The following is a 24,252-nucleotide window of genomic DNA, read 5'->3' as shown; positions in this document are numbered from 1 at the left end:
TTTTTTGCTATAATAAATTGAATCATTTTACGGAGGTTTTCTCATGTTATCAAGAGTTGAAAAATTTGAAGCAGCATTGGCTCAGACAGAGTGTGATGCTGTCCTAGTAACCAATCTGAAGAATATCTACTATCTGACTGGTTTCAGCGGGACAGAGGCGACAGTTTTCATTAGCAAGTCGCGTCGGATTTTCCTGACGGATGCGCGCTATACCCTGATTGCCAAGGGCGTGGTTGAGGGCTTTGATATTGTGGAAACGCGAGATGCGGTTGGTGAAATTGCTAAAATTATAGCGGACGACAAGCTGGAAAAAATTGGCTTTGATGACGAAATTTCCTATGCTTACTTCAAGATGCTGGAAAGTGTGTTTGCTGGTCATGAGCTGGTTCCAATGACTGGTTTTATTGAAAATCTGCGGATGATCAAGGATGAGCAAGAAATCGCAACCATTCGTAGGGCCTGCCAGATTTCGGATCAAGCCTTCCTAGATGTACTGGATTTTATCAAGCCCGGTGAGACGACTGAGCTAGCCGTTATGAACTTTTTAGATGCCCGTATGCGCCAGCTAGGTGCTTCAGGTGCCTCTTTTGACTTCATCATCGCTTCGGGCTACCGCTCTGCTATGCCACATGGAGTGGCTAGTGACAAGGTCATTCAAAATGGTGAAACCCTGACCATGGACTTTGGTTGCTACTACAATCACTATGTCAGCGATATGACGCGGACTGTTCATGTGGGACAGGTGACAGATGAGGAGCGGGAGATTTATGATATTGTCCTGCGTAGCAATCAAGCTCTGATAGAAGCGGCTAAGGCTGGTCTCAGTCGGATCGATTTTGACAGGATTCCTCGTCAAATTATCAACGATGCAGGCTACGGTCCTTACTTCAGCCACGGGATTGGACATGGGATTGGTCTGGATATCCATGAAATTCCTTACTTTGGCAAGTCAGAAGAGCCAATCAAGGCTGGTATGGTCTTGACTGATGAACCGGGTATTTATATTGAAGGTAAATACGGGGTTCGTATCGAAGATGATATCCTGATTACAGATAACGGTTGCGAATTGTTGACTCTAGCGCCGAAGGAATTAATTGTTATTTAAGAAAATTAAGATAAATCATTGACTTTTATATTTTAAAGGTTTATACTGATAGACGAAAACGGTAGGTGAGGCTACCATAGGGATACGGATGACTACCGCAAAGCAGTGGAGACACTACTCGTTGGTCAACAGTCCTGGTCGCGAAGGCCAAGACTAAGCTCATTACATCGCCCTATGGAGTTAAAGCTTGAACGAAAAAACAGATAGTTAGTTTTTTAATCCTGCCATTTTATGGTGGGATTTTCTACTGTTTTAGAACAAGGAAGGGAGACAAACGATGCAAATTGACGATCATCCAGAACCGCACATACACAGCCAATCGCTGATTTGTGTCGTTCTGCCCTTATAAAGTGATTGGTCTCTGTGTATGAAACATATCATTCATACAGATAGGAGAAACCAATGAAAACTACAAAAGAAAGATTAGCAGCAGCTATTCACACACCCTTAAACGAAACTCTATCTTTTTATAAGACAAGTCTAATAGGCTTGACTGAGGAGCAGGTGGAGAAAAATCGTGACCTATATGGCGAAAATACCATCACCAAGGGTCAAGAAGATAGTATCCTCAAAAAGATTTACGAATCTATTATCAATCCATTTACAATCATTCTTCTTGTCATCGCTATGATCTCCATGGTGACCAATGTCTGGTTGGCGAAGCCTGGGCAAGAAGATCCGACGACCTCTATCATCATCGTCGTTCTCGTTCTAATCTCTGGTGGCATACGCTTTGTCCAAGAATTGCGGAGTGACAAGGCCGCGACCAATCTATCAAAAATGATTGTGAATACAGCCACAGTTATCCGCGAAGGCCAGAGTTTAGAGGTCGCAATTGAAGATTTGGTCGTTGGAGATATAGTCAAATTAAGTGCTGGGGATATGATACCAGCAGACCTCCTTTTGATTGAATCACGTGATTTCTTTGTTCAACAGTCTGGTTTGACAGGTGAAAGTGACTCGGTTGAAAAACTAGCCTTGTCAAAAATGAGTCAGTCAAATTTTGATAGTCTGCTAGAAGCAGAAGCACTCGCTTTTATGGGAACCAATGTGATATCAGGAAGCGCCAAGGCTTTGATTCTAGCGGTCGGTGATGACACCATGATGGGAGAAATCGAGCAGACTCTCAATACCTATGACGAACCGACCTCTTTTGAACGGGAGATGAACAGCATCTCTTGGCTCTTGATCCGTTTGATGTTAGTCATGGTTCCCATCGTGTTTCTCTCCAATGGCTTGACAGATGGCGACTGGCTGGAAGCAGGTGTGTTTGCACTGAGTGTTGGTGTTGGATTGACACCTGAGATGCTTCCTATGATCATCACAGCCAGTCTAGCAAAAGGCTCCATTATCATGGCCAAGGAAAAAGTCGTCATCAAAAAACTCAATGCCATACAAGACCTAGGTGCTATTGATATCCTGTGTACGGATAAAACCGGAACCCTTACCCAAGACGAAATTGTCCTTGAATATCCTTTGGATATACATGGAGATTTGGATTTATCTGTGTTGAGACGTGCCTATCTCAATTCCTATTTTCAAACCGGTTTGAAAAACTTGATGGACCGTGCCATTATCAGTAGAACTGAAAAAGAAGCTAAAGAACACGCTATTCTACAAAATTTGGATACTAGCTTCCAAAAAATAGATGAATTACCCTTTGATTTTGAACGCAGACGGATGAGTGTCATCGTCAAGGATGAGAACGAAGTTGTTAGTTTGGTAACCAAGGGTGCTCTAGAGGAAATGCTTGCGATTTCAACCCATGTGGAATATCAAGGTCAGATTAGTCCTTTGACGGATGATATCCGTGTGGAAATCTTAAAAGAAGTAGATCAACTTAATCAACAGGGATTGCGAGTCTTGGGAGTCGCTTATAAAACAGGCCTAAAAGAAGGTTTTGCTTACTCCGTTGAAGATGAAAAAGAGATGATTCTAACAGGCTATCTTGCCTTTCTAGATCCACCAAAACCATCAGCAGCACCTGCTATCCAAGCTTTGTTAGAACACGGTGTTCAAACAAAGATCTTGACGGGAGACAATGAGAAGGTAACCCAAGCAGTTTGCGAAAAAGTTGGTCTAGACGTTGATCAAATCTTGTTGGGTTCTGATATTGACGCCATGACGGACGAAGAGTTGGCCCAAGCAGTTGAGAAAGTGACCGTCTTTGCCAAACTCTCTCCGGATCAAAAAGCACGAATCATTTTACAAATCAAATCGAATGGACATTGTGTCGGCTATATGGGAGATGGGATCAATGATGCCCCTTCAATGAAAGTAGCAGATGTGGGGATTTCTGTTGATACAGCAGTAGATATTGCCAAAGAGACGGCTGATGTCATTTTGCTAGATAAGGATTTGATGGTGCTTGAAAAAGGGCTGGTTGAAGGACGCAAAGTCTATGCTAATATGACCAAATATATCAAGATGACGGTCAGCTCTAATTTCGGGAACATTTTCTCTCTGTTAGTGTCTGGTATCTTTTTACCTTTCCTGCCAATGGCTCCGATTCACTTGATTGTCTTAAACCTCGTCTACGACCTTTCTTGCATTGCCTTGCCATTTGATAATGTGGATGAAGACTTTTTGAAGCATCCTCATAAGTGGGAAGCCAAGTCTATTACTCGCTTTATGATTTGGATGGGTCCGATTTCGTCTGCCTTTGACATTTTGACTTTTATCTTGCTCTATTTTGTCATTGTCCCAATGGCGACAGGTCAAGCTTATGCTCACGGAGCAGAGTCTGCAACAGGCTTTATCATCTTGTTCCAGACAGGTTGGTTCATTGAATCCATGTGGTCCCAAACCATGGTTATCCATATGCTTCGTTCAGCAAAACTTCCTTTCTTACAAAGCCGTCCATCATGGTTTGTTCTTGGGACAACCTTGCTAGCAGCTAGTTTTGTGACCTTCCTTCCCTACTCTTCAATTGCTAGCCTACTTCATTTAACCCCTTTGGAACCAATTTATTTCCTCTTTTTGCTTTTGATTATCGTTCTCTATATGATAAGTGTTACAGTTGTGAAACGATTGTATATCAAAAAATTTAAAAGTTGGTTATAAATTGATTTTGTCAAGAAAAAAGTACGAAAATCGCGAAAAAAGTTAAATTTTTTTAAAAATAGGTCGCAAGTCGGATGTTTTTTATGGTATAATAGACTAAACTGATAGTAACATGTAGCGAAAGGGGTAGGTACATGATCAAAATTTATACAGTCTCAAGTTGTACTAGCTGTAAAAAAGCGAAAACCTGGCTCAATGCCCACCAGTTAAGTTATAAAGAACAAAATCTCGGTAAAGAAGGAATTACAAGAGAAGAGTTATTAGATATTCTCACGAAAACAGATAATGGAATTGCCAGTATCGTTTCGTCAAAAAACCGCTACGCTAAGGCACTTGGAGTTGACATCGAGGATTTGAGTGTCAATGAAGTGCTCAACTTAATCATGGAAACACCACGGATCTTAAAGAGTCCGATTCTCGTTGACGAGAAGCGCCTACAAGTCGGCTATAAAGAAGATGATATCCGTGCCTTCTTGCCACGCTCTGTCCGTAATGTAGAAAATGCAGAAGCACGTCTACGTGCAGCTCTATAAAACATCAAGGCTGGGAGTGACTCCTGGCCTTGTTTGCTCTTTTGTTTTAAAATCATGTGAGGAATTATGAAAAAGTTACTAATTGCTAGTTTTGCTCTCCTCTTTTTGCTTGCGGGATGTGGGCAAAAAAAGGAAACTCCTGCTGCTTCCACAACAGCATCTGAACCTCTCCAATCAAACCTTCCCGTTTTGGACAATGCCGAAAAGAATACGGTTGTCACCAAGACCCTGTTGATGCCGAAGTCAGAAAATGGAACGCAACAGACTCAAACGATTACTTATAAAGGCAATCAGTTTTTAACCTTGACCATCCAGCAAAAACGACCTGTCGGGGATGAACTCAAGACCTTTATCTCTGAAAATGGCCTAGAGGAAACGCAAAAAGCGCTTCTTGAAGCAGAAGAAAAGGATGAGACTATCCAAGAGGCGCGCAAACTGGCAGGATTTACACTGGAAACCAAGCTACTCAGCGAGACAGAAATCCAGACCACAACGACTTATGATTTTCAAGTTTTGGATGTCAAAAAGGCATCTCAACTAGAATATTTAAAAAATATTGGTCTTGAAAATCTCTTAAAAAACGAACCTAGCCAGTATATTGCTGACAGAGTGGCAAATGGGGCGGTAGAACAGTAAGAAAATCCAAATAAACAAACTGATTTATTTGTAGAACGTCAGGAAATATGCTATAATAGTAATATTCTAAGGAAAGAGGGTGTTAGAATGGGATTTACTGAAGAAACTGTACGGTTTAAATTGGATGATTCCAATAAGAAAGAAATTAGCGAAACGTTGACAGACGTCTATGCTTCGTTGAATGACAAGGGCTACAATCCGATTAACCAGATCGTCGGTTATGTATTGAGTGGAGACCCTGCCTACGTTCCTCGTTATAACAATGCACGAAATCAAATCCGTAAGTATGAGCGTGATGAAATTGTTGAAGAATTGGTACGCTACTACCTTAAAGGACAAGGAGTCGATCTATAATCTATGAGAATTATGGGATTGGACGTCGGTTCAAAAACAGTAGGGGTGGCGATTAGCGATCCCCTAGGCTTCACCGCTCAGGGACTTGAAATCATCCAGATTAATGAGGATCAGGGCCAGTTTGGTTTTGACCGCATCAAGGAATTGGTTGACAGCTATAAGGTAGAACGCTTTGTAGTAGGTTTGCCAAAGAACATGAACAATACCAGCGGTCCGCGAGTAGAAGCCAGTCAAGCCTATGGTGCCAAGCTAGAAGAACTCTTTGGTTTGCCAGTAGACTATCAGGATGAGCGTTTGACAACGGTCGCTGCGGAGCGTATGTTGATTGAACAAGCAGATATCAGCCGTAACAAACGCAAGAAAGTTATTGATAAGTTGGCTGCTCAGCTGATTTTGCAAAATTATTTAGATAGAAAATTTTAAGACAGAGGAGAAACTATGTCACACGATCACAACCATGACCACGAAGAACGTGAATTGATTACACTAGTAGATGAGCAAGGAAATGAAACCTTGTTTGAAATTCTTTTGACCATCGACGGAAAAGAAGAATTTGGTAAAAACTATGTTCTGCTAGTGCCAGTTAACGCAGAAGAAGATGAAAATGGTGAAGTTGAAATCCAAGCCTACTCATTCATCGAAAATGAAGACGGAACAGAAGGCGAATTGCAACCAATCCCAGAAGACTCAGAAGACGAATGGAACATGATTGAAGAAGTCTTCAACAGCTTTATGGAAGAGTAAAAATGTCCGGGGGACATTTTTAGCCCTGCGCCAGAAATTAGAAACGCAGGAATGTCCGAGGGATATTTTTAGCCCAGTTCCTTAAAATAAGAGAGAACTGGTAAGTCTGGGAGACTGTATCACCCCCAACTCCTAAAAATTGGAAGAGTTGGAATGTCCGGTGGACGTCTTTAGCTCACGTTGAAATTCATAGTAGCTAGTGATTAGCTAACCAGGTAAGAGGTCGGGATTTTAGTCCCGACCTCGTTTTTTATTTGTAATCATACTTTGATGCGGTAGTTGATTGGACTTTTGTTAAGGAGATATGTATGTTTGAAGTAGAAAAGTGGCTTCATAGTCGGATTGGTTTAAACTTTAGATCTGGACTTGGACGAATGCAGCGAGCAGTGGATTTGCTGGGGAATCCTGAGAAGACTTATCCTATTATCCACGTAACAGGGACTAACGGTAAAGGGTCAACTATTGCCTTCATGAGGGAGTTGTTTGTTGCTCATGGTAAAAAAGTTGGTACTTTTACCTCTCCTCATATCATCAGCATCCATGATCGAATCTGTATCAATGGGGAACCAATCGCAGATGAAGACTTTGTACGTATAGCTAACCAAGTCAAGGAGATGGAGAAAACTCTTTTAGAGACACACGATCAATTGTCTTTCTTTGAATTGTTGACCTTGATTGCCTTGCTTTACTTTAAAGAGCAGGGAGTGGATCTAGTCCTGCTAGAGGTGGGGATTGGTGGTTTGCTTGACACGACTAATGTCGTAACAGGAGAGATTGCAGTTATTACTTCCATTGGGCTAGATCATCAGGAGACCTTGGGCGATAGTCTAGAGGAAATAGCCGAGCAGAAAGCTGGTATTTTCAAGGCCGGCAAGCAGGCAGTCATTGCTAAGCTCGCTCCAGAAGCTAAACTTGTCTGTCAAAATACAGCAAGAGAGTTAGGTGTGAATCTCTATCAAGCTGGACTAGACTTCTCCTTGAATGCTGGGGATTTTTCAAGCAGCCTAGCGAATTTTTCACAACTTGAAATTAGTTTGGAAGGTGTTTATCAGCAAGAAAATGCCGCCTTGGCTTTGGAAACTTTTCTTTTGTTTATGGCATCAAGAGGTGAAAGGGTCGAAGAAGTGCTTGTCAGACGGGCTTTGAAGGAGACAAACTGGGCAGGTCGATTGGAACGGATTCGTCCGCAAATCTACCTAGATGGGGCTCACAATCTGCCAGCCTTGACTCGTCTAGTAGAGTTTATCCAGGGGAAAATCCAGCAAGGTTACCAGGTTCATATCCTTTTTGGAGCACTTAAACGCAAGGATTATCAGGGGATGTTAGGCTATCTATCTAAGCAGTTACCTGAGGTGGAACTTAAGGTAACAGGCTTTGACTACCAAGGCTCTCTGGATGAAAAAGATGTGGTAGGTTATGATTTGATTCCTTCTTATGGCGACTTTATCAGAGAATTTGAAGATAAGGCCAATGACCAGGACTTGCTTTTCGTGACGGGATCCCTCTACTTTATCTCGGAAGTCCGAGGGAGTTTGGTTGAAAGCGATGAGATTAGTTGACCTTATAGGTTTATGTTGCTATACTGTAGGTAGGAGGTATATCTGGAAACGATTCCAGCAAATTATTGGCACAAAAGAAAGGAAATCGCTATGAAAACGAAAACATTCACACTTTCTATTGCTTCCCTAGCAATTCTTAGTCTTTTAGCAGCTTGTGGACCTAAGGCACAAGCCCCTACCCAGCAATCGGCGCAGCAATCATCTACTCAACAAGAATCATCTTCTAGCGCTGCGACAAGTGCTAGTCAATCACAGGCATCCTCAAGTCAGGACACTACTGTAGATCAACCTACGAATATCGATGGTACCTATACTGGAAAAGATGAGAATGACCAAATCACTCTTGTTGTAACAGGTAAAACTGGTACATGGACTGAAGTCGAGCCAGATGGAGATAAGGAAATCAAGCAAGTCAGCTTTGAGCCAGAAAATCAACGTGTCATTATCGGTGATGATGTCAAAATTTACACGGTTAATGGTAATCAATTGATTATCGACGATATGGACCGAGAGGCATCTGACCGAGTGGTATTAACTAAGCAATAATGATTCAGTAAAAGTTCCAATGAGATGAAAGCTATCTTTTTAGAGCTTTTTTCTTGAAAAAAGGGTTGGCTGTTCTTTACTAACTTTTTACTTAAAACGCTTACAAATATTTGTAAAACTTCTTATATGCCAACTTTAGAAGAAACCATTGCTCTCTACAAAGAACTTTTTTAAAGACTAAGTAGAGTGGAAGGAACTTATTCTTCAAAATATAAATAATATTGGAAAGAACTATCATTTTGGTAGTTCTTTTTAAGTTTCTTAATACCCTAGTTAAAAAGATAAGAGGGGCAGCGCTTCATATAGTGTGGGTGTAGTTTAGAAATCTTGCAGTTCTTGGAATAGTTTGCATAGAAAAAGGTAAAAGGTTGCCATCTACCCCTGAACTGAGGTATACTAGTAGAAACAGTAGTTTATCAAGCAGTTAAGGAGAATGTTAGAAAAGGAAGGGGATGTATGACAGCTAGAAAAATGCAGCTACTCATGTCCAAGTATGGTTTTAGTATTACCATCATGTTGGCAGAGTTGTTTATCATCTTTGGTTTATTTCTCTATCTAGGGCAGATGGCTCCGATTCTCTGGATTATTCTAGTTATTTTGATGAGTATGGCGACCATTGTATCGATTGTTAATCGGTCCATGAATCCTGAGAGTAAGGTAACATGGCTGTTAGTAGCCTTTGTGCCAGTGTTTGGACCATTGCTCTATATCATGTTTGGAGAGCGTCGTTTATCTAAAAAAGAAATGAAGCAGCTAAAGCAGCTCCAATCAATGGTTGATCGAGAGGACAATAGCAGAGCTCTCCGTTTGGAGTTAAAAGAGCAGGACAAGTCAGCTTACGGAGTTATCAAATCTCTCCTCAGCATGGATACGAATGCTGATGTCTATGATCGAACGGATACACAATTTTTTGCCTCTGGTGAAAGTATGTGGCACCAGATGCTAGAGGATCTCAAGAAAGCGGAGAAATTTATCTTTCTTGAGTACTATATCATCGAAGAAGGCTTGATGTGGAACAGCATTTTAGAGATTTTGGAAGAAAAGGCCGCTCAAGGAGTGGAAGTTAAGCTACTCTATGATGATATTGGTTGTATGGCAACCTTGCCTGGAGATTACACCATCCAGCTTCGTGGTCGAGGGATTGAAGCCCATAAATTTAACAAGGTGATTCCACGCTTGACCGTTGCTTATAATAACCGTGATCACCGTAAAATCATGATTATCGATGGGCAGATTGCCTATACAGGTGGTGCCAATCTAGCAGATGAGTATATCAACCATATCGAACGCTTCGGTTACTGGAAGGATAGCGGTATTCGGTTGGATGGTCCAGCAGTAAAGGCTTTTACCAGACTCTTTTTATCTACCTGGTATATCAATCGTGGAGAGATTAGTGACTTTGATCAATACCATCTCGAAAATCAGCCCAAAGAAGGGATGGGTCTCTGTATTCCCTATAGTAGTGGGCCAAAACCCATCTACCGAGCTCAGGTAGGAAAAACGGTCTATCAAAATCTTATCAATCAAGCTACAGACTATGTTTATATCACGACACCCTATCTGATTGCTGACTATGATCTCACCGAAAGTATCAAAAATGCAGCGTTGAGAGGGGTAGATGTGCGAATCGTGACGCCGTGTATCCCAGATAAGAAGGTCATCCAATTGGTTACTCGCGGAGCCTATCCAGACTTGTTATCTGCAGGGGTTCGTATTTATGAGTACAGTCCGGGATTCCTTCATAGCAAGCAAATGCTGGTCGATGGAGAAGCAGCAACAGTTGGAACGATTAATTTTGACTATCGGAGCTTGCTCCACCACTATGAAAATGCCGTTTTGCTTTATAGAACGCAGTCTATCATCGATATTGAAAGGGACTTCGAAGAGATTTTTAAAGTTTCTCAAGAAATTTATCCCCACACTATCAAAACTAGCTGGTATCAAAGCCTCATCAAGGAAATTGTCCAGTTGTTTGCACCTATGCTCTAACTATCGACCAAGATCTAGCCCAAGGCTGGGTCTTTTTTGTCTTCTTACGAATAGATAAGTAAAGGAGAAAACCATGCTTAATCTAGAAGATGATGATTTTATCAGAGAGTATAGAAATAGTCGATTCCACCGTTTTCGTGAAATCGAACGCTTTGCGATTTTGGATAAGAAATTCAGCAAATATCAATCCCAAGCTGACATTCCTGTAAGATTTTGATATACTAAAACAGATAAACTTAGAGGAGAAATTGAATGAACGTATACAGGAAAATAGATGAGAAACAAGAAGAATCTCATTACCAAGACTGGTCAGTGCCAGAGAAACAAGAAGGAGCTCCGATTCCCTTTTTTAGTATCATGCTTTGGAGTTTAGTGGCCACAGCCATTTCGGTTGCCCTGCCTTTTATTTTTGGTTTAGTCAGTGCGCAACAAACTCAGGATCTCTATACCGGTTGGGCCTTGCATCAAAATGGTCAAATGTATACAGATTATTTTGGAACGAATGGATTGCTCTATTACTTGCTAACCTATCTTTCCCTAGGAAGTATTCTGCTTGCTTTGGTTGAGTGGTTGGCCTTGTTTGGAGCAGGTGTTTTTCTTTTTAAATCTGCGGATACTCTTGTCGGTCAAGAAAAAGAAGCGAAGCGAGTTGTCTTTATTTTATACTTGCTTGTAGCAGGCCTCGCTTTTGGTGGCGGTTATGCTCTCTTGCTAGCTCTGCCTTTCCTATTTTATTCATTGAGTATCGTTACAAATTATCTAGCTTTTCCAAAGGACGACAAAGGATTTGTACGAGTGGGGATGAGCCTTGCTCTCGCTTTCTTCCTTGCACCGCTTCCTACAACCTTGTTTGCGGCTGTACTGGCCTTGGGGATTATCGGCTTTAATCTAGGCAAAGGTCACTTTGTTCATGGTCTATATCAGTTCTTTGCGTCAGCCCTAGGATTTTCACTCTTATTCTATCCTTTAGGCTACTATACAGTGTGGACAGGTAGTTTTGGGGATGCTATTAGCCAGACCTTATATCCAGTAAATACTCTTAGCCTCTTTTCAAATGCACATTTGCTTGAAAATGCAGCCTTCTACGGCTTACTTGCCATTGGGTTAGGTTCCCTTGGTTTGCTCTTTGCAGGTTTGTTCCAGTCAAAACCAGCCAAGCAATATGCCTTATCGATTGCTGCTAGCTTGGGATTGTTGGTTTCTTTGGGAATCTTGATTCTCTCCAAAGAACCTATCAACGGTACTCGTCTTGTGGTGCTAATTCCTTTCTTGGTCTTGCTCCTTCTGACCGGAATCAAGGAAGATGTTTCTGAGGGAGGGAGTCGTCGTAGAAGAAGACGTGAAAAACAAACTTCTTTCTTTAAAGGAAATTTCTATCTACCATTGATTGCCCTTGCCTACCTCATTGTTCTTCCTATCGTGAGTCGCTACCTTTCTCACCCAGCGGCTTATCAGGAGAGAGAACGTCTTGCCAGCGTGGTCAAACAACAAACGAGTTCTGAGGATCGTGTCTATGCTTGGGATGATCGTCCAGATTTCTACCGTGCAAGTGAACGCTTGGCGCCGACTTCTCTATCAACTCCAACACTCTATACTGCAAGCGACGAAAATAAAACCAAACTGATGAATGATCTGAAAGAGAATCAACCGAAGATGATTGTGGTCAATCAAAAAGTTGCCTTGTGGTCGGATGTAGAGAGCTGGCTCAGCGAAAAATATGAGCTTGTTCAGACAGATACTAGCGAGTTCAAACTTTATAAATCAAAATAACAAAAAATCAATATCTTGTGGAATTTTAAAAAATTTAGGATTTTTAACACAAGATATTGATTTTTATTTTTAGAGTGGTATAATACTGAATATAAACTATTCAACAATATTTTAGAAAAGAGCATGGATATGATTGTATTAGAAGAAAAGCTTGCAACCGTTCCCACCTTGTTCGTTGAAAAACGAGATGGTAGACGTGTGGTGTTTGATGTAGACAAGATTGACAAGGCTCTCCACAAGGCGGCGGAAAAGGTTATGGACCTTACGCCTCTAGTAGAAAAACGCCTAAATGGTCTAGTTGAAAGAATCGTGACTGAAATTCACAGCCGCTTCCCTCAAGGTGTCAAGATTTACGAAATTCAAAATGTCGTAGAACATGAACTCCTTGAAGCCAAAGAGTATGCGCTGGCTGAGGAGTATATCACTTATCGGACTCAAAGGGATTTTGAGCGCTCAAAAGCGACAGATATCAACTTTAGTATCCATAAGCTCCTCAATAAAGATCAAGCAGTTGTCAATGAAAATGCCAATAAAGATAGCGATGTCTTCAACACCCAACGTGATTTGACAGCGGGGATTGTTGGGAAATCAATCGGATTGCAAATGCTTCCTAAGCACGTAGCTAATGCTCACCAAAAAGGGGATATCCACTATCATGACTTGGACTACAGCCCCTACACTCCGATGACCAACTGCTGTTTGATTGATTTTAAAGGCATGCTGGAAAATGGTTTTAAGATTGGAAATGCAGAGGTAGAGAGACCCAAGTCTATCCAGACTGCGACAGCTCAAATTTCACAAATCATCGCCAATGTTGCTTCTAGCCAGTACGGGGGCTGCTCGGCTGACCGTATCGATGAAGTCTTAGCTCCGTATGCAGAGAAGAATTATCAAAAACACCTCAAGGATGCGGAAGAGTGGGTCTTGCCTGACAAACGGGAAGATTACGCTTGGAAGAAAACACAAAAAGACATCTACGATGCCATGCAATCTCTTGAGTATGAAATCAACACTCTCTTCACTTCGAATGGTCAAACACCTTTTACTTCACTAGGTTTTGGTCTAGGAACTAGTCGTTTTGAGCGGGAAATTCAAAAAGCTATCTTAAACATCCGAATCAAGGGGCTTGGTTCAGAACATCGAACAGCCATCTTCCCTAAACTCATCTTTACGCTAAAAAGAGGACTCAACTTAGAGGAAGGTTCACCTAACTACGACATCAAACAGTTGGCTCTTGAGTGTGCAACCAAGCGGATGTACCCAGATGTCTTGTCCTATGATAAGATTATCGAACTGACTGGTTCTTTCAAGGTTCCTATGGGATGTCGTTCTTTCCTCCAAGGATGGAAGGATGAGAATGGTGTTGAGGTCAATTCAGGTCGGATGAATCTAGGTGTTGTGACAGTCAATCTGCCTCGTATCGCCCTCGAGTCTGAAGGGGATCTGAATAAGTTCTGGGAAATTTTCAATGAACGTATGAACATCGCAGAAGATGCTTTGGTTTACCGTGTTGAACGGACCAAGGAAGCAACACCAGCGAATGCCCCTATCCTCTATCAGTACGGAGCCTTCGGTCGCCGTCTCGGAAAAGAAGAAAGTGTTGACCAACTCTTTAAGAATCGCCGTGCGACAGTTTCGCTGGGTTACATCGGTTTGTACGAAGTGGCTACAGTCTTCTTTGGAAACAGCTGGGAAAGCAATCCTGAAGCCAAGGAATTCACACTGGGTATCATTCGCGATATGAAACGACGTGTAGAAGAGTGGTCTGACCAATATGGTTACCATTTCTCTATCTACTCAACACCGTCTGAAAGCTTGACAGACCGCTTCTGTCGCTTGGATACAGAGAAGTTCGGCTCTATTCCTGATATTACAGACAAGGAATACTACACCAACTCTTTCCACTATGATGTCCGTAAAAATCCAACACCGTTTGAAAAATTAGACTTTGAAAAAGTTTATCCAGAAGCAGGTGCGTCAGGTGGTTTCATCCATTATTGTGAGTATCCAGTTCTTCAACAAAATCCTAAGGCCCTGGAAGCTGTTTGGGACTATGCCTATGACCGTGTCGGTTATCTAGGGACCAATACTCCGATTGATCGTTGCTACAAGTGCGACTTTGAAGGGGATTTTGAACCAACTGAGCGAGGATTCGCTTGTCCCAACTGTGGCAATAGCGACCCTAAAACAGTAGACGTGGTCAAACGTACGTGTGGTTATCTGGGAAATCCTCAAGCGCGTCCGATGGTTAATGGACGCCACAAGGAAATCGCTGCGCGTGTCAAACACATGAATGGCTCTACTATCAAAACAGCTGGACATGAAGTAACAAATTAGAAGGAAACGGAATGGGGAAATACCAATTAGACGATAAGGGACGCGCACAAGTGACCCGTTATCACGAGAAACACTCGAAAGGTGGAACAGGTAAAAAAGAACGCTTGCTCAACCTCAGAGAACAGTTTTTAAACAAGAAAAAGAAAAAATAAAAGTGAGAGTCTGCTCTCACTTTTCTCTTAGGTGGGAGGGAAATATGGAACTACGCAGACCAAGTTTGGAAGATAAAGAAGCGATTTTAGAGATGATGGCAGAGTTTGAACAAGCACAGTCCCCTCACGACGGTGGATTTTGGGATGCTGAGAATTTTGTTTATGAAGAGTGGTTAGAAGAAAATCTTCAAGCGGAAGCGGGACTCAATATTCCTGAAAACTGGGTTCCTGCTATCCAGCTGGTTAGTTTTGACATAGCAGGCCAGGCTCTTGGCTTTCTCAACCTTCGTCTCCGATTAAATGACTACTTACTAGAAAATGGTGGGCATATCGGCTATTCCGTTCGCCCCTCTGAAAGAGGCAAAGGTTATGCCAAAGAAGCTCTCCGACAAGGCTTGCAAGTCGCCAAGGGAAAGAACATCAAAAAAGCGCTTGTGACCTGTAGCACAGAAAACCCTGCTAGTAGAGCAGTGATTGTGGCAAATGGCGGGGTGTTTGAGGATGTTCGCAATGGTGTAGAACGTTACTGGATAGATTTGGAGTAAAAGGATGACATGGAATACACCAAAACCAGGTGAATGGAAAAGTGAGGAGCTTAGTAAAGGGCGGATCATTGATTATAAGGCCTTTAACTTTGTCGATGGAGAAGGTGTGCGAAACTCTCTCTATGTATCAGGTTGCATGTTTCACTGCGAGGGGTGCTATAATGTTGCGACTTGGTCTTTCAATGCAGGTATTCCTTATACAGCAGAGTTAGAAGAGCAGATCATGGTAGACCTTGCCCAGCCCTATGTTCAAGGATTGACCTTGCTGGGAGGAGAACCATTTCTCAATACAGGTATCCTCTTGCCGCTCGTTAAGCGCATTCGAAAGGAATTGCCAGACAAAGACATCTGGTCCTGGACGGGCTACACTTGGGAAGAAATGATGCTGGAGACTCCAGACAAACTGGAACTCTTGTCGCTGATTGACATCCTTGTTGATGGACGGTATGATAAAAGCAAGCGCAATCTCATGCTCCAGTTTCGAGGGTCTTCTAATCAACGAATTATCGATGTGCAAAAATCCCTCAAAAGTGGGCAAGTAGTGATTTGGGACAAGCTTAATGACGGAAAAGAAAGCTATGAACAGGTGAAGAGAGAATGAAGAAAAAAGACCTGATAGAACAACTGGTTTCAGAGATCGAAACGGGAAGAATTAGGACGCTAGGGATCTACGGTCATGGGGCTTCGGGTAAATCAACCTTTGCTCAGGAATTGTATCAAGCTTTAGATTCTACTACAGTAAATTTACTAGAAACAGATCCCTATATCACTTCAGAACGTCACATGGTAGTACCAAAGCAAGCACCAGATCAAAAGGTGACGGCTTGTCTCCCAGTGGCGCATGAATTGGCAAGTTTACAGAGAGATATTCTCGCTTTGCAGGCAGGTATGGATGTCTTAACAATCGATGAACCGTGGAAGGCTAGTGAAATCTTGTCTGGAGCCAAGCCGATTCTGATTGTTGAAGGGATGTCTGTGGGTTTTCTACCCAAGGAACTCTTTGACAAAACCATCTGTTTCTACACGGATGAGGAGACCGAATTAAAGAGGCGTCTAGCTCGAGATACGACTATGAGAAATCGAGATGCTTCCTTTGTGTTAGCTAGCCATCAGATGAGACGGGAGCAGTATCTGCGATACTATAGAGAAACCGAGTCTAAAGCGGACATTTTAGTAGATCAATCAGAAGATACATTCAAGGTCAAAATGACACACAAAATGACACACATTATATAGAAGAAAAGACGGTTTTTTATAGATATAAATCCGTAATCTTGGAAAGATGAAAAGAGAAAACAGTTTCATCCTAAAAAAACGAAAAAAAGCTCACAAATCCCTTGCAATCGTAGGGGCTTTGTGTTATTCTATTATGGTGCTGTAAATTACAGCCTTAGCTTTGATGCAAGAGGTTGCGACACGCTCGGTTGCATTGCCACGCAACGCGCGTCGGTTTTCTTGTGGAGCTAGCCTATTATCTTAAATAGACGAAAAGGAGAAAAAGATGGCAAACAAAAAAATCCGTATCCGTTTGAAAGCTTACGAACACCGTACGCTTGACACAGCGGCTGCAAAAATCGTAGAATCAGCTACTCGTACAGGTGCACAAGTTGCGGGTCCAATCCCACTTCCAACTGAGCGTAGCCTCTACACAATTATTCGTGCGACTCACAAATACAAAGACTCTCGCGAACAATTTGAAATGCGTACACACAAACGTTTGATCGATATCGTTAACCCAACTCAAAAAACAGTTGATGCGTTGATGAAATTGGATCTTCCAAGTGGTGTAAACGTAGAAATCAAACTTTAATCTAAAGCTTGATACCTTGAGCATAAAAAACGCTCGTTAAAAACTTTTTGAATAAAAAATATAGAAAAGGAACTATTTTCTCATGACAAAAGGAATCTTAGGGAAAAAAGTGGGAATGACTCAAATCTTCACTGAAGCTGGCGAATTGATCCCTGTAACAGTTATTGAAGCAACTCCAAACGTTGTTCTTCAAGTTAAAACTGTTGAAACAGACGGATACAACGCTATCCAAGTTGGTTTCGATGACAAACGCGAAGTATTGAGCAACAAACCTGCTAAAGGACATGTAGCGAAAGCTAACACGGCTCCTAAGCGCTTCATTCGTGAATTCAAAAACGTTGAAGGCTTGGAAGTTGGTGCTGAAATTACAGTTGAAACATTCGCAGCTGGAGACGTTGTTGACGTAACTGGTACTTCTAAAGGTAAAGGTTTCCAAGGTGTCATCAAACGCCACGGACAATCACGTGGACCAATGGCTCACGGTTCTCGTTACCACCGTCGTCCAGGTTCTATGGGACCTGTTGCACCTAACCGCGTATTCAAAGGTAAAAACCTTGCAGGACGTATGGGTGGCGACCGCGTAACAATTCAAAACCTAGAAGTTGTACAAGTTGTTCCAGAAAAGAACGTTATCCTTATCAAAGGTAACGTACCAGGTGCTAAGAAATCTCTTATCACTATCAAATCAGCAGTTAAAGCTGGTAAATAATAAAGAAAGGGGAAATCAGTCACAATGGCAAACGTAACATTATTTGACCAAACTGGTAAAGAAGCTGGCCAAGTTGTTCTTAACGATGCAGTATTTGGTATCGAACCAAATGAATCAGTCGTGTTTGATGTGATCATCAGCCAACGCGCAAGCCTTCGTCAAGGAACACACGCTGTTAAAAACCGCTCTGCAGTATCAGGTGGTGGACGCAAACCATGGCGTCAAAAAGGAACTGGACGTGCTCGTCAAGGTTCTATCCGCTCACCACAATGGCGTGGTGGTGGCGTTGTCTTCGGACCAACTCCACGTTCATACGGCTACAAACTTCCACAAAAAGTTCGTCGCCTAGCTCTTAAATCAGTTTACTCTGAAAAAGTTGCTGAAAACAAATTTGTAGCCGTTGATTCTCTTGAATTTACAGCTCCAAAAACTGCTGAATTTGCAAAAGTTCTTGCAGCATTGAGCATCGATTCTAAAGTTCTTGTTATCCTTGAAGAAGGAAATGAATTCGCAGCTCTTTCAGCTCGTAACCTTCCAAATGTGAAAGTTGCAACTGCTACAACTGCAAGTGTTCTTGACATCGCAAATAGCGACAAACTTCTTGTCACACAAGCAGCTATCTCTAAAATCGAGGAGGTTCTTGCATAATGAATTTGTATGATGTTATCAAAAAACCTGTCATCACTGAAAGCTCAATGGCTCAACTTGAAGCAGGAAAATATGTATTTGAAGTTGACACTCGTGCACACAAACTTTTGATCAAGCAAGCTGTTGAAGCTGCTTTCGAAGGTGTTAAAGTTGCAAATGTTAACACAATCAACGTAAAACCAAAAGCTAAACGTGTTGGACGTTACACTGGTTTTACTAACAAAACTAAAAAAGCTATCATCACACTTACAGCTGATTCAAAAGCAATCGAGTTGTTTGCTGCTGAAGCTGAATAATCTAAGGAGGAAATATCGTGGGAATTCGTGTTTATAAACCAACAACAAACGGTCGCCGTAATATGACTTCTTTGGATTTCGCTGAAATCACAACAAGCACTCCTGAAAAATCATTGCTTGTTGCTTTGAAGAGCAAGGCTGGTCGTAACAACAACGGTCGTATCACTGTTCGTCACCAAGGTGGTGGACACAAACGTTTCTACCGTTTGGTTGACTTCAAACGTAACAAAGACAACGTTGAAGCAGTTGTTAAAACAATCGAGTACGATCCAAACCGTTCTGCAAACATCGCTCTTGTACACTACACTGACGGTGTGAAAGCATACATCATCGCTCCAAAAGGTCTTGAAGTTGGTCAACGCATCGTTTCAGGTCCAGAAGCAGATATCAAAGTCGGAAACGCTCTTCCGCTTGCTAACATCCCAGTTGGTACTTTGATCCACAACATCGAATTGAAACCAGGTCGTGGTGGTGAATTGGTGCGTGCTGCTGGAGCTTCTGCTCAAGTATTGGGTCAAGAAGGTAAATATGTTCTTGTTCGTCTTCAATCTGGCGAAGTACGTATGATTCTTGGAACTTGTCGTGCTACAGTTGGTGTTGTCGGAAACGAACAACATGGACTTGTAAACCTTGGTAAAGCAGGACGTAGCCGTTGGAAAGGTATCCGTCCAACAGTTCGTGGTTCTGTAATGAACCCTAACGATCACCCACACGGTGGTGGTGAAGGTAAAGCACCAGTTGGTCGTAAAGCACCATCTACTCCATGGGGCAAACCTGCTCTTGGTCTTAAAACTCGTAACAAGAAAGCGAAATCTGACAAACTTATCGTTCGTCGTCGCAACGAGAAGTAATAGTAAACTAGTCGCCTAAGCAACTAGGAAATCCGCCAGCTCGGTAGCGCTCCATGTGAGCGCAAGCCGCTGTGGTACAACATTTAAAGGAGAAAAAATAAAAATGGGACGCAGTCTTAAAAAAGGACCTTTCGTCGATGAGCATTTGATGAAAAAAGTTGAAGCTCAAGCTAACGACGAAAAGAAAAAAGTTATCAAAACTTGGTCACGTCGTTCAACGATCTTCCCAAGTTTCATTGGTTACACTATCGCAGTTTATGACGGACGTAAACACGTACCTGTTTACATCCAAGAAGACATGGTAGGTCACAAACTTGGTGAATTTGCACCAACTCGTACTTACAAAGGTCACGCTGCAGACGACAAGAAAACACGTAGAAAATAAGGAGAACATAAATGGCAGAAATTACTTCAGCTAAAGCAATGGCTCGTACAGTACGTGTTTCACCTCGTAAATCACGTCTTGTTCTTGACAATATCCGTGGTAAAAGCGTAGCCGATGCTATTGCAATCTTGACATTCACACCAAACAAAGCTGCTGAAATCATCTTGAAAGTTTTGAATTCAGCTGTAGCTAACGCTGAAAACAACTTTGGTTTGGACAAAGCTAACTTGGTAGTATCTGAAGCATTCGCAAACGAAGGACCAACTATGAAACGTTTCCGTCCACGTGCGAAAGGTTCAGCTTCACCAATCAACAAACGTACAGCTCACATCACTGTGGCTGTTGCAGAAAAATAAGGAGGTAACATCGTGGGTCAAAAAGTACATCCAATTGGTATGCGTGTCGGCATCATCCGTGATTGGGATGCCAAATGGTATGCTGAAAAAGAATACGCGGATTACCTTCATGAAGATCTTGCAATCCGTAAATTCGTTCAAAAAGAACTTGCTGACGCAGCAGTTTCAACTATCGAAATTGAACGCGCAGTAAACAAAGTTAACGTTTCACTTCACACTGCTAAACCAGGTATGGTTATCGGTAAAGGTGGTGCTAACGTTGATGCACTCCGTGCAAAACTTAACAAATTGACTGGAAAACAAGTACACATCAACATCATCGAAATCAAACAACCTGATTTGGATGCTCACCTTGTAGGTGAAGGAATTGCTCGTCAATTGGAGCAACGTGTCGCTTTCCGTCGTGCACAAAAACAAGCAATTCAACGTGCAATGCGTGCTGGAGCTAAAGGAATCAAAACTCAAGTATCAGGTCGTTTGAACGGTGCAGATATTGCCCGTGCTGAAGGATACTCTGAAGGAACTGTTCCACTTCACACACTTCGTGCAGATATCGATTACGCTTGGGAAGAAGCAGATACTACATACGGTAAACTTGGTGTTAAAGTATGGATCTACCGTGGTGAAGTTCTTCCAGCTCGTAAAAACACTAAAGGAGGTAAATAACCAATGTTAGTACCTAAACGTGTTAAACACCGTCGTGAATTCCGTGGAAAAATGCGCGGTGAAGCAAAAGGTGGAAAAGAAGTAGCATTCGGTGAATACGGTCTTCAAGCTACAACTAGCCACTGGATCACTAACCGCCAAATCGAAGCTGCTCGTATCGCCATGACTCGTTACATGAAACGTGGTGGTAAAGTTTGGATTAAAATCTTCCCACACAAATCATACACTGCTAAAGCTATCGGTGTGCGTATGGGATCTGGTAAAGGGGCACCTGAAGGTTGGGTTGCACCAGTTAAACGTGGTAAAGTGATGTTCGAAATCGCTGGTGTATCTGAAGAAATCGCTCGCGAAGCGCTTCGTCTTGCAAGCCACAAATTGCCAGTTAAATGTAAATTCGTAAAACGTGAAGCAGAATAAGGAGAAGGCATGAAACTTAATGAAGTAAAAGAATTTGTTAAAGAACTTCGTGGTCTTTCTCAAGAAGAACTCGCGAAGCGCGAAAACGAATTGAAAAAAGAATTGTTTGAACTTCGTTTCCAAGCTGCTACTGGTCAATTGGAACAAACAGCTCGCTTGAAAGAAGTTAAAAAACAAATCGCTCGTATCAAAACAGTTCAATCTGAAGCGAAATAATAGACTAGGGAAGGAGAAATTTCAATGGAACGCAATAATCGTAAAGTTCTTGTTGGACGTGTTGTATCTGACAAAATGGACAAGACAATCACAGTTGTAGTTGAAACAAAACGTAACCACCCAGTCTATGGTAAACGTATTAACTACTCTAAGAAATACAAAGCACATGATGAAAACAATGTTGCCAAAGAAGGCGATATCGTACGTATCATGGAAACTCGTCCGCTTTCAGCTACAAAACGTTTCCGTCTTGTAGAAGTTGTTGAAGAAGCGGTCATCATCTAATCAAACCTGAAAGGAGAAAACTGAAATGATTCAAACAGAAACTCGTTTGAAAGTCGCAGACAACAGCGGTGCGCGCGAAATCTTGACTATCAAAGTTCTTGGTGGTTCAGGACGTAAATTTGCAAACATCGGTGATGTTATCGTGGCATCTGTAAAACAAGCTACTCCTGGTGGTGCGGTTAAAAAAGGTGACGTTGTAAAAGCTGTTATCGTTCGTACTAAATCAGGTGCTCGTCGTGCTGATGGTTCATACATCAAATTTGACGAAAACGCAGCAGTTATCATCCGTGAAGACAAAACTCCTCGCGGAACACGTATCTTTGGCCCAGTTGCACGTGAATTGCGTGAAGGTGGCTTCATGAAGATCGTGTCACTTGCTCCAGAAGTACTTTAATTTTTAAAAACAAACTAGTCCCCTGGATTACTTTCCAGGGTGCCCTTATGGGCGTAAGAAAAATCAAGGAGAAACCTAATGTTTGTAAAAAAAGGCGACAAAGTTCGCGTAATCGCTGGTAAAGATAAGGGGACAGAAGCTGTTGTCCTTACTGCCCTTCCAAAAGTAAACAAAGTTATCGTTGAAGGTGTTAACATCGTTAAGAAACACCAACGTCCAACTAACGAGCTTCCTCAAGGTGGTATCATCGAGAAAGAAGCAGCTATCCACGTATCAAACGTTCAAGTATTGGACAAAAATGGTGTAGCTGGTCGTGTTGGTTACAAATTTGTAGACGGTAAAAAAGTTCGCTACAACAAAAAATCAGGCGAAGTGCTTGATTAATCACGAAGGAAAGGAGAAGTATAATGGCAAATCGTTTAAAAGAAAAATATCTTAATGAAGTAGTTCCTGCTTTGACAGAACAATTCAACTACTCATCAGTGATGGCTGTGCCTAAAGTAGATAAGATCGTTTTGAACATGGGTGTTGGTGAAGCTGTATCAAACGCTAAAAGTCTTGAAAAAGCTGCTGAAGAATTGGCACTTATCTCAGGTCAAAAACCACTTATCACTAAAGCTAAAAAATCAATCGCCGGCTTCCGTCTTCGTGAAGGTGTAGCGATCGGTGCAAAAGTTACCCTTCGTGGTGAACGTATGTACGAATTCTTGGACAAATTGGTTTCAGTTTCACTTCCACGTGTGCGTGACTTCCACGGTGTTCCAACAAAATCATTTGATGGACGCGGAAACTACACTCTTGGTGTGAAAGAACAATTGATCTTCCCAGAAATCAACTTTGATGACGTTGACAAAACTCGTGGTCTTGACATCGTTATCGTAACAACTGCTAACACTGACGAAGAGTCACGTGCATTGCTTACAGGCCTTGGAATGCCTTTTGCAAAATAATATAGGAGGTAAATCTAATGGCTAAAAAATCAATGATTGCTAAGAACAAACGTCCAGCGAAGTTCTCTACTCAAGCTTATACTCGTTGTGAAAAATGTGGTCGTCCACATTCAGTTTACCGCAAATTTAAACTTTGCCGTGTTTGCTTCCGTGAATTAGCTTACAAAGGACAAATTCCTGGTGTAACAAAAGCATCTTGGTAATATCATGATACAAAGAGCGTAACAACCACAGCAAAAATAGGAAATTTGGTGAAGGAGCGATGCTCCAAAACAAATTTATCTTTTTTGCACAGGTTGTAGCTCGTGTTCAAATAAGAGTTCTCTCATTTGAATGTGTCAATACTATCTGAGCCCAGCTCAATCATTAACTAGCAAGTGCAACTTGCAAACTACTAGTAAGAGGAGAAAAACAAAATGGTTATGACTGACCCAATCGCAGACTTCCTAACTCGTATTCGTAACGCTAACCAAGCGAAACACGAAGTACTTGAAGTACCTGCATCAAATATCAAAAAAGGGATTGCTGAAATCCTTAAACGCGAAGGTTTTGTTAAGAACGTAGAAATCATCGAAGATGACAAACAAGGCATCATCCGTGTATTCCTTAAATACGGACCAAACGGTGAAAAAGTTATCACTAACTTGAAACGTGTTTCTAAACCAGGACTTCGTGTCTACAAGAAACGTGAAGATCTTCCAAAAGTTCTTAACGGACTTGGAATTGCTATTCTTTCAACTTCTGAAGGTTTGCTTACTGATAAAGAAGCTCGCCAAAAGAACGTTGGTGGAGAAGTTATCGCTTACGTTTGGTAATATTTAGCTCCCAATTTCTTTGTGACTCTTCGTTATCGTCTCTTGCTTAACCCAAAGTTATGCCTGCGAGACGATGCCTAGATTCACTTTGAAATTGAAACCTAAATGTTCCTTTAAATCG

33 protein-coding genes and 1 riboswitch are annotated in these 24,252 nt (G+C 41.9%); all 33 genes read left to right on the top strand.

Features of this window, described 5'->3' with window-relative positions:
- Positions 1 to 43 precede the first annotated feature (43 nt).
- The 33 genes from DG474_RS08815 to rpsH all read left to right on the top strand — a co-directional run bounded on the left by DG474_RS08815 (position 44) and on the right by rpsH (position 24,131).
- Positions 44 to 1,105 carry a M24 family metallopeptidase gene (locus DG474_RS08815; RefSeq protein ID WP_000952764.1) on the top strand — a complete coding sequence of 354 codons (1,062 nt, stop codon included), beginning with the start codon at positions 44 to 46 and terminating at the stop codon, positions 1,103 to 1,105.
- Positions 1,106 to 1,160: 55 nt separating this feature from the next.
- Positions 1,161 to 1,312: riboswitch (M-box (ykoK) riboswitch) on the top strand.
- A gap of 195 nt (positions 1,313 to 1,507) precedes the next feature.
- Positions 1,508 to 4,168: a magnesium-translocating P-type ATPase gene (gene mgtA, locus DG474_RS08810; protein WP_255778139.1), complete on the top strand. Its 2,661-nt coding sequence runs from the start codon at positions 1,508 to 1,510 to the stop codon at positions 4,166 to 4,168.
- A gap of 134 nt (positions 4,169 to 4,302) precedes the next feature.
- Complete coding sequence (gene spx, locus DG474_RS08805; protein ID WP_000591165.1) at positions 4,303 to 4,701, top strand: transcriptional regulator Spx; 399 nt, start codon at positions 4,303 to 4,305, stop codon at positions 4,699 to 4,701.
- A 66-nt stretch (positions 4,702 to 4,767) separates the two neighbouring features.
- On the top strand, positions 4,768 to 5,337 hold the full coding sequence (locus tag DG474_RS08800) for an SP0191 family lipoprotein (protein WP_255778137.1): 570 nt from the start codon (positions 4,768 to 4,770) through the stop codon (positions 5,335 to 5,337).
- 87 nt (positions 5,338 to 5,424) lie between these two features.
- Positions 5,425 to 5,691, top strand: coding sequence for an IreB family regulatory phosphoprotein (locus DG474_RS08795; protein ID WP_000507059.1), 267 nt, complete (start codon positions 5,425 to 5,427; stop codon positions 5,689 to 5,691).
- A 3-nt stretch (positions 5,692 to 5,694) separates the two neighbouring features.
- Positions 5,695 to 6,114, top strand: coding sequence for a Holliday junction resolvase RuvX (gene ruvX / locus DG474_RS08790; protein WP_002876031.1), 420 nt, complete (start codon positions 5,695 to 5,697; stop codon positions 6,112 to 6,114).
- Positions 6,115 to 6,129: 15 nt separating this feature from the next.
- Positions 6,130 to 6,435 carry a DUF1292 domain-containing protein gene (locus tag DG474_RS08785; protein ID WP_000017624.1) on the top strand — a complete coding sequence of 102 codons (306 nt, stop codon included), beginning with the start codon at positions 6,130 to 6,132 and terminating at the stop codon, positions 6,433 to 6,435.
- A 308-nt stretch (positions 6,436 to 6,743) separates the two neighbouring features.
- A complete protein-coding gene (locus tag DG474_RS08780; protein WP_255778135.1) occupies positions 6,744 to 7,994 on the top strand; it encodes a bifunctional folylpolyglutamate synthase/dihydrofolate synthase in 1,251 nt (416 codons plus the stop codon).
- A gap of 90 nt (positions 7,995 to 8,084) precedes the next feature.
- The gene (locus tag DG474_RS08775) at positions 8,085 to 8,540 is read left to right on the top strand and encodes an SP_0198 family lipoprotein (RefSeq protein ID WP_000853131.1); all 456 of its coding nucleotides are present in this window, start codon (positions 8,085 to 8,087) and stop codon (positions 8,538 to 8,540) included.
- A gap of 456 nt (positions 8,541 to 8,996) precedes the next feature.
- A complete protein-coding gene (cls, locus tag DG474_RS08770; protein WP_255778132.1) occupies positions 8,997 to 10,529 on the top strand; it encodes a cardiolipin synthase in 1,533 nt (510 codons plus the stop codon).
- A gap of 73 nt (positions 10,530 to 10,602) precedes the next feature.
- Positions 10,603 to 10,746: a hypothetical protein gene (locus DG474_RS08765; protein ID WP_000933182.1), complete on the top strand. Its 144-nt coding sequence runs from the start codon at positions 10,603 to 10,605 to the stop codon at positions 10,744 to 10,746.
- Between the two features lie 35 nt (positions 10,747 to 10,781).
- On the top strand, positions 10,782 to 12,299 hold the full coding sequence (locus tag DG474_RS08760) for a damage-inducible protein CinA (RefSeq protein ID WP_255778131.1): 1,518 nt from the start codon (positions 10,782 to 10,784) through the stop codon (positions 12,297 to 12,299).
- A gap of 129 nt (positions 12,300 to 12,428) precedes the next feature.
- Entirely contained in the window at positions 12,429 to 14,636 is a 2,208-nt protein-coding gene (nrdD, locus tag DG474_RS08755; protein WP_255778130.1) for an anaerobic ribonucleoside-triphosphate reductase, read from the top strand.
- Positions 14,637 to 14,647: 11 nt separating this feature from the next.
- A complete protein-coding gene (locus tag DG474_RS08750; RefSeq protein ID WP_000521624.1) occupies positions 14,648 to 14,788 on the top strand; it encodes a hypothetical protein in 141 nt (46 codons plus the stop codon).
- A 44-nt stretch (positions 14,789 to 14,832) separates the two neighbouring features.
- Positions 14,833 to 15,333, top strand: coding sequence for a GNAT family N-acetyltransferase (locus tag DG474_RS08745; protein ID WP_000423430.1), 501 nt, complete (start codon positions 14,833 to 14,835; stop codon positions 15,331 to 15,333).
- Positions 15,334 to 15,337: 4 nt separating this feature from the next.
- A complete protein-coding gene (nrdG, locus tag DG474_RS08740) occupies positions 15,338 to 15,934 on the top strand; it encodes an anaerobic ribonucleoside-triphosphate reductase activating protein (protein ID WP_000220160.1) in 597 nt (198 codons plus the stop codon).
- Positions 15,931 to 16,569, top strand: a complete 639-nt coding sequence (locus DG474_RS08735; RefSeq protein WP_000725976.1) for a uridine kinase family protein — start codon at positions 15,931 to 15,933, stop codon at positions 16,567 to 16,569. Before nrdG ends, DG474_RS08735 begins: the two co-directional genes overlap by 4 nt.
- 265 nt (positions 16,570 to 16,834) lie before the next feature.
- The gene (gene rpsJ / locus DG474_RS08730; protein WP_001284513.1) at positions 16,835 to 17,143 is read left to right on the top strand and encodes a 30S ribosomal protein S10; all 309 of its coding nucleotides are present in this window, start codon (positions 16,835 to 16,837) and stop codon (positions 17,141 to 17,143) included.
- An 82-nt stretch (positions 17,144 to 17,225) separates the two neighbouring features.
- Positions 17,226 to 17,852 carry a 50S ribosomal protein L3 gene (rplC, locus tag DG474_RS08725; protein WP_000160197.1) on the top strand — a complete coding sequence of 209 codons (627 nt, stop codon included), beginning with the start codon at positions 17,226 to 17,228 and terminating at the stop codon, positions 17,850 to 17,852.
- Between the two features lie 24 nt (positions 17,853 to 17,876).
- Positions 17,877 to 18,500 (top strand): 50S ribosomal protein L4, encoded by a 624-nt coding sequence (rplD, locus tag DG474_RS08720; protein WP_000024539.1) that lies wholly within the window; start codon positions 17,877 to 17,879, stop codon positions 18,498 to 18,500.
- The gene (locus DG474_RS08715; RefSeq protein ID WP_001055347.1) at positions 18,500 to 18,796 is read left to right on the top strand and encodes a 50S ribosomal protein L23; all 297 of its coding nucleotides are present in this window, start codon (positions 18,500 to 18,502) and stop codon (positions 18,794 to 18,796) included. The genes rplD and DG474_RS08715 overlap by 1 nt, the downstream gene beginning before the upstream one ends.
- A gap of 17 nt (positions 18,797 to 18,813) precedes the next feature.
- Positions 18,814 to 19,647 carry a 50S ribosomal protein L2 gene (gene rplB, locus DG474_RS08710; protein ID WP_000512910.1) on the top strand — a complete coding sequence of 278 codons (834 nt, stop codon included), beginning with the start codon at positions 18,814 to 18,816 and terminating at the stop codon, positions 19,645 to 19,647.
- A gap of 103 nt (positions 19,648 to 19,750) precedes the next feature.
- Positions 19,751 to 20,032 carry a 30S ribosomal protein S19 gene (rpsS, locus tag DG474_RS08705; protein WP_000533766.1) on the top strand — a complete coding sequence of 94 codons (282 nt, stop codon included), beginning with the start codon at positions 19,751 to 19,753 and terminating at the stop codon, positions 20,030 to 20,032.
- 11 nt (positions 20,033 to 20,043) lie between these two features.
- The gene (gene rplV / locus DG474_RS08700) at positions 20,044 to 20,388 is read left to right on the top strand and encodes a 50S ribosomal protein L22 (protein ID WP_000818137.1); all 345 of its coding nucleotides are present in this window, start codon (positions 20,044 to 20,046) and stop codon (positions 20,386 to 20,388) included.
- 12 nt (positions 20,389 to 20,400) lie between these two features.
- Positions 20,401 to 21,054, top strand: a complete 654-nt coding sequence (gene rpsC / locus DG474_RS08695) for a 30S ribosomal protein S3 (RefSeq protein WP_000529936.1) — start codon at positions 20,401 to 20,403, stop codon at positions 21,052 to 21,054.
- A 3-nt stretch (positions 21,055 to 21,057) separates the two neighbouring features.
- Complete coding sequence (gene rplP / locus DG474_RS08690; RefSeq protein WP_000960946.1) at positions 21,058 to 21,471, top strand: 50S ribosomal protein L16; 414 nt, start codon at positions 21,058 to 21,060, stop codon at positions 21,469 to 21,471.
- A gap of 9 nt (positions 21,472 to 21,480) precedes the next feature.
- Positions 21,481 to 21,687, top strand: coding sequence for a 50S ribosomal protein L29 (gene rpmC / locus DG474_RS08685; RefSeq protein WP_000772918.1), 207 nt, complete (start codon positions 21,481 to 21,483; stop codon positions 21,685 to 21,687).
- A 24-nt stretch (positions 21,688 to 21,711) separates the two neighbouring features.
- Complete coding sequence (rpsQ, locus tag DG474_RS08680; RefSeq protein WP_000440801.1) at positions 21,712 to 21,972, top strand: 30S ribosomal protein S17; 261 nt, start codon at positions 21,712 to 21,714, stop codon at positions 21,970 to 21,972.
- Positions 21,973 to 21,997: 25 nt separating this feature from the next.
- Positions 21,998 to 22,366, top strand: coding sequence for a 50S ribosomal protein L14 (gene rplN / locus DG474_RS08675; protein WP_000616545.1), 369 nt, complete (start codon positions 21,998 to 22,000; stop codon positions 22,364 to 22,366).
- Between the two features lie 78 nt (positions 22,367 to 22,444).
- Complete coding sequence (gene rplX / locus DG474_RS08670) at positions 22,445 to 22,750, top strand: 50S ribosomal protein L24 (RefSeq protein ID WP_000497691.1); 306 nt, start codon at positions 22,445 to 22,447, stop codon at positions 22,748 to 22,750.
- A 23-nt stretch (positions 22,751 to 22,773) separates the two neighbouring features.
- Entirely contained in the window at positions 22,774 to 23,316 is a 543-nt protein-coding gene (gene rplE / locus DG474_RS08665) for a 50S ribosomal protein L5 (protein ID WP_000013542.1), read from the top strand.
- Positions 23,317 to 23,333: 17 nt separating this feature from the next.
- Positions 23,334 to 23,519: a type Z 30S ribosomal protein S14 gene (locus DG474_RS08660; RefSeq protein ID WP_001085697.1), complete on the top strand. Its 186-nt coding sequence runs from the start codon at positions 23,334 to 23,336 to the stop codon at positions 23,517 to 23,519.
- A 213-nt stretch (positions 23,520 to 23,732) separates the two neighbouring features.
- Positions 23,733 to 24,131, top strand: coding sequence for a 30S ribosomal protein S8 (rpsH, locus tag DG474_RS08655; protein ID WP_000245504.1), 399 nt, complete (start codon positions 23,733 to 23,735; stop codon positions 24,129 to 24,131).
- The last annotated feature ends 121 nt before the right edge of the window (positions 24,132 to 24,252 follow it).

The sequence above is a fragment of the Streptococcus oralis genome (assembly GCF_024399415.1).
GTDB lineage: Bacteria > Bacillota > Bacilli > Lactobacillales > Streptococcaceae > Streptococcus > Streptococcus oralis_CS.
Note: the sequence above shows the minus strand (reverse complement) of the source record. Positions and strands in the feature narration are given on the sequence as shown.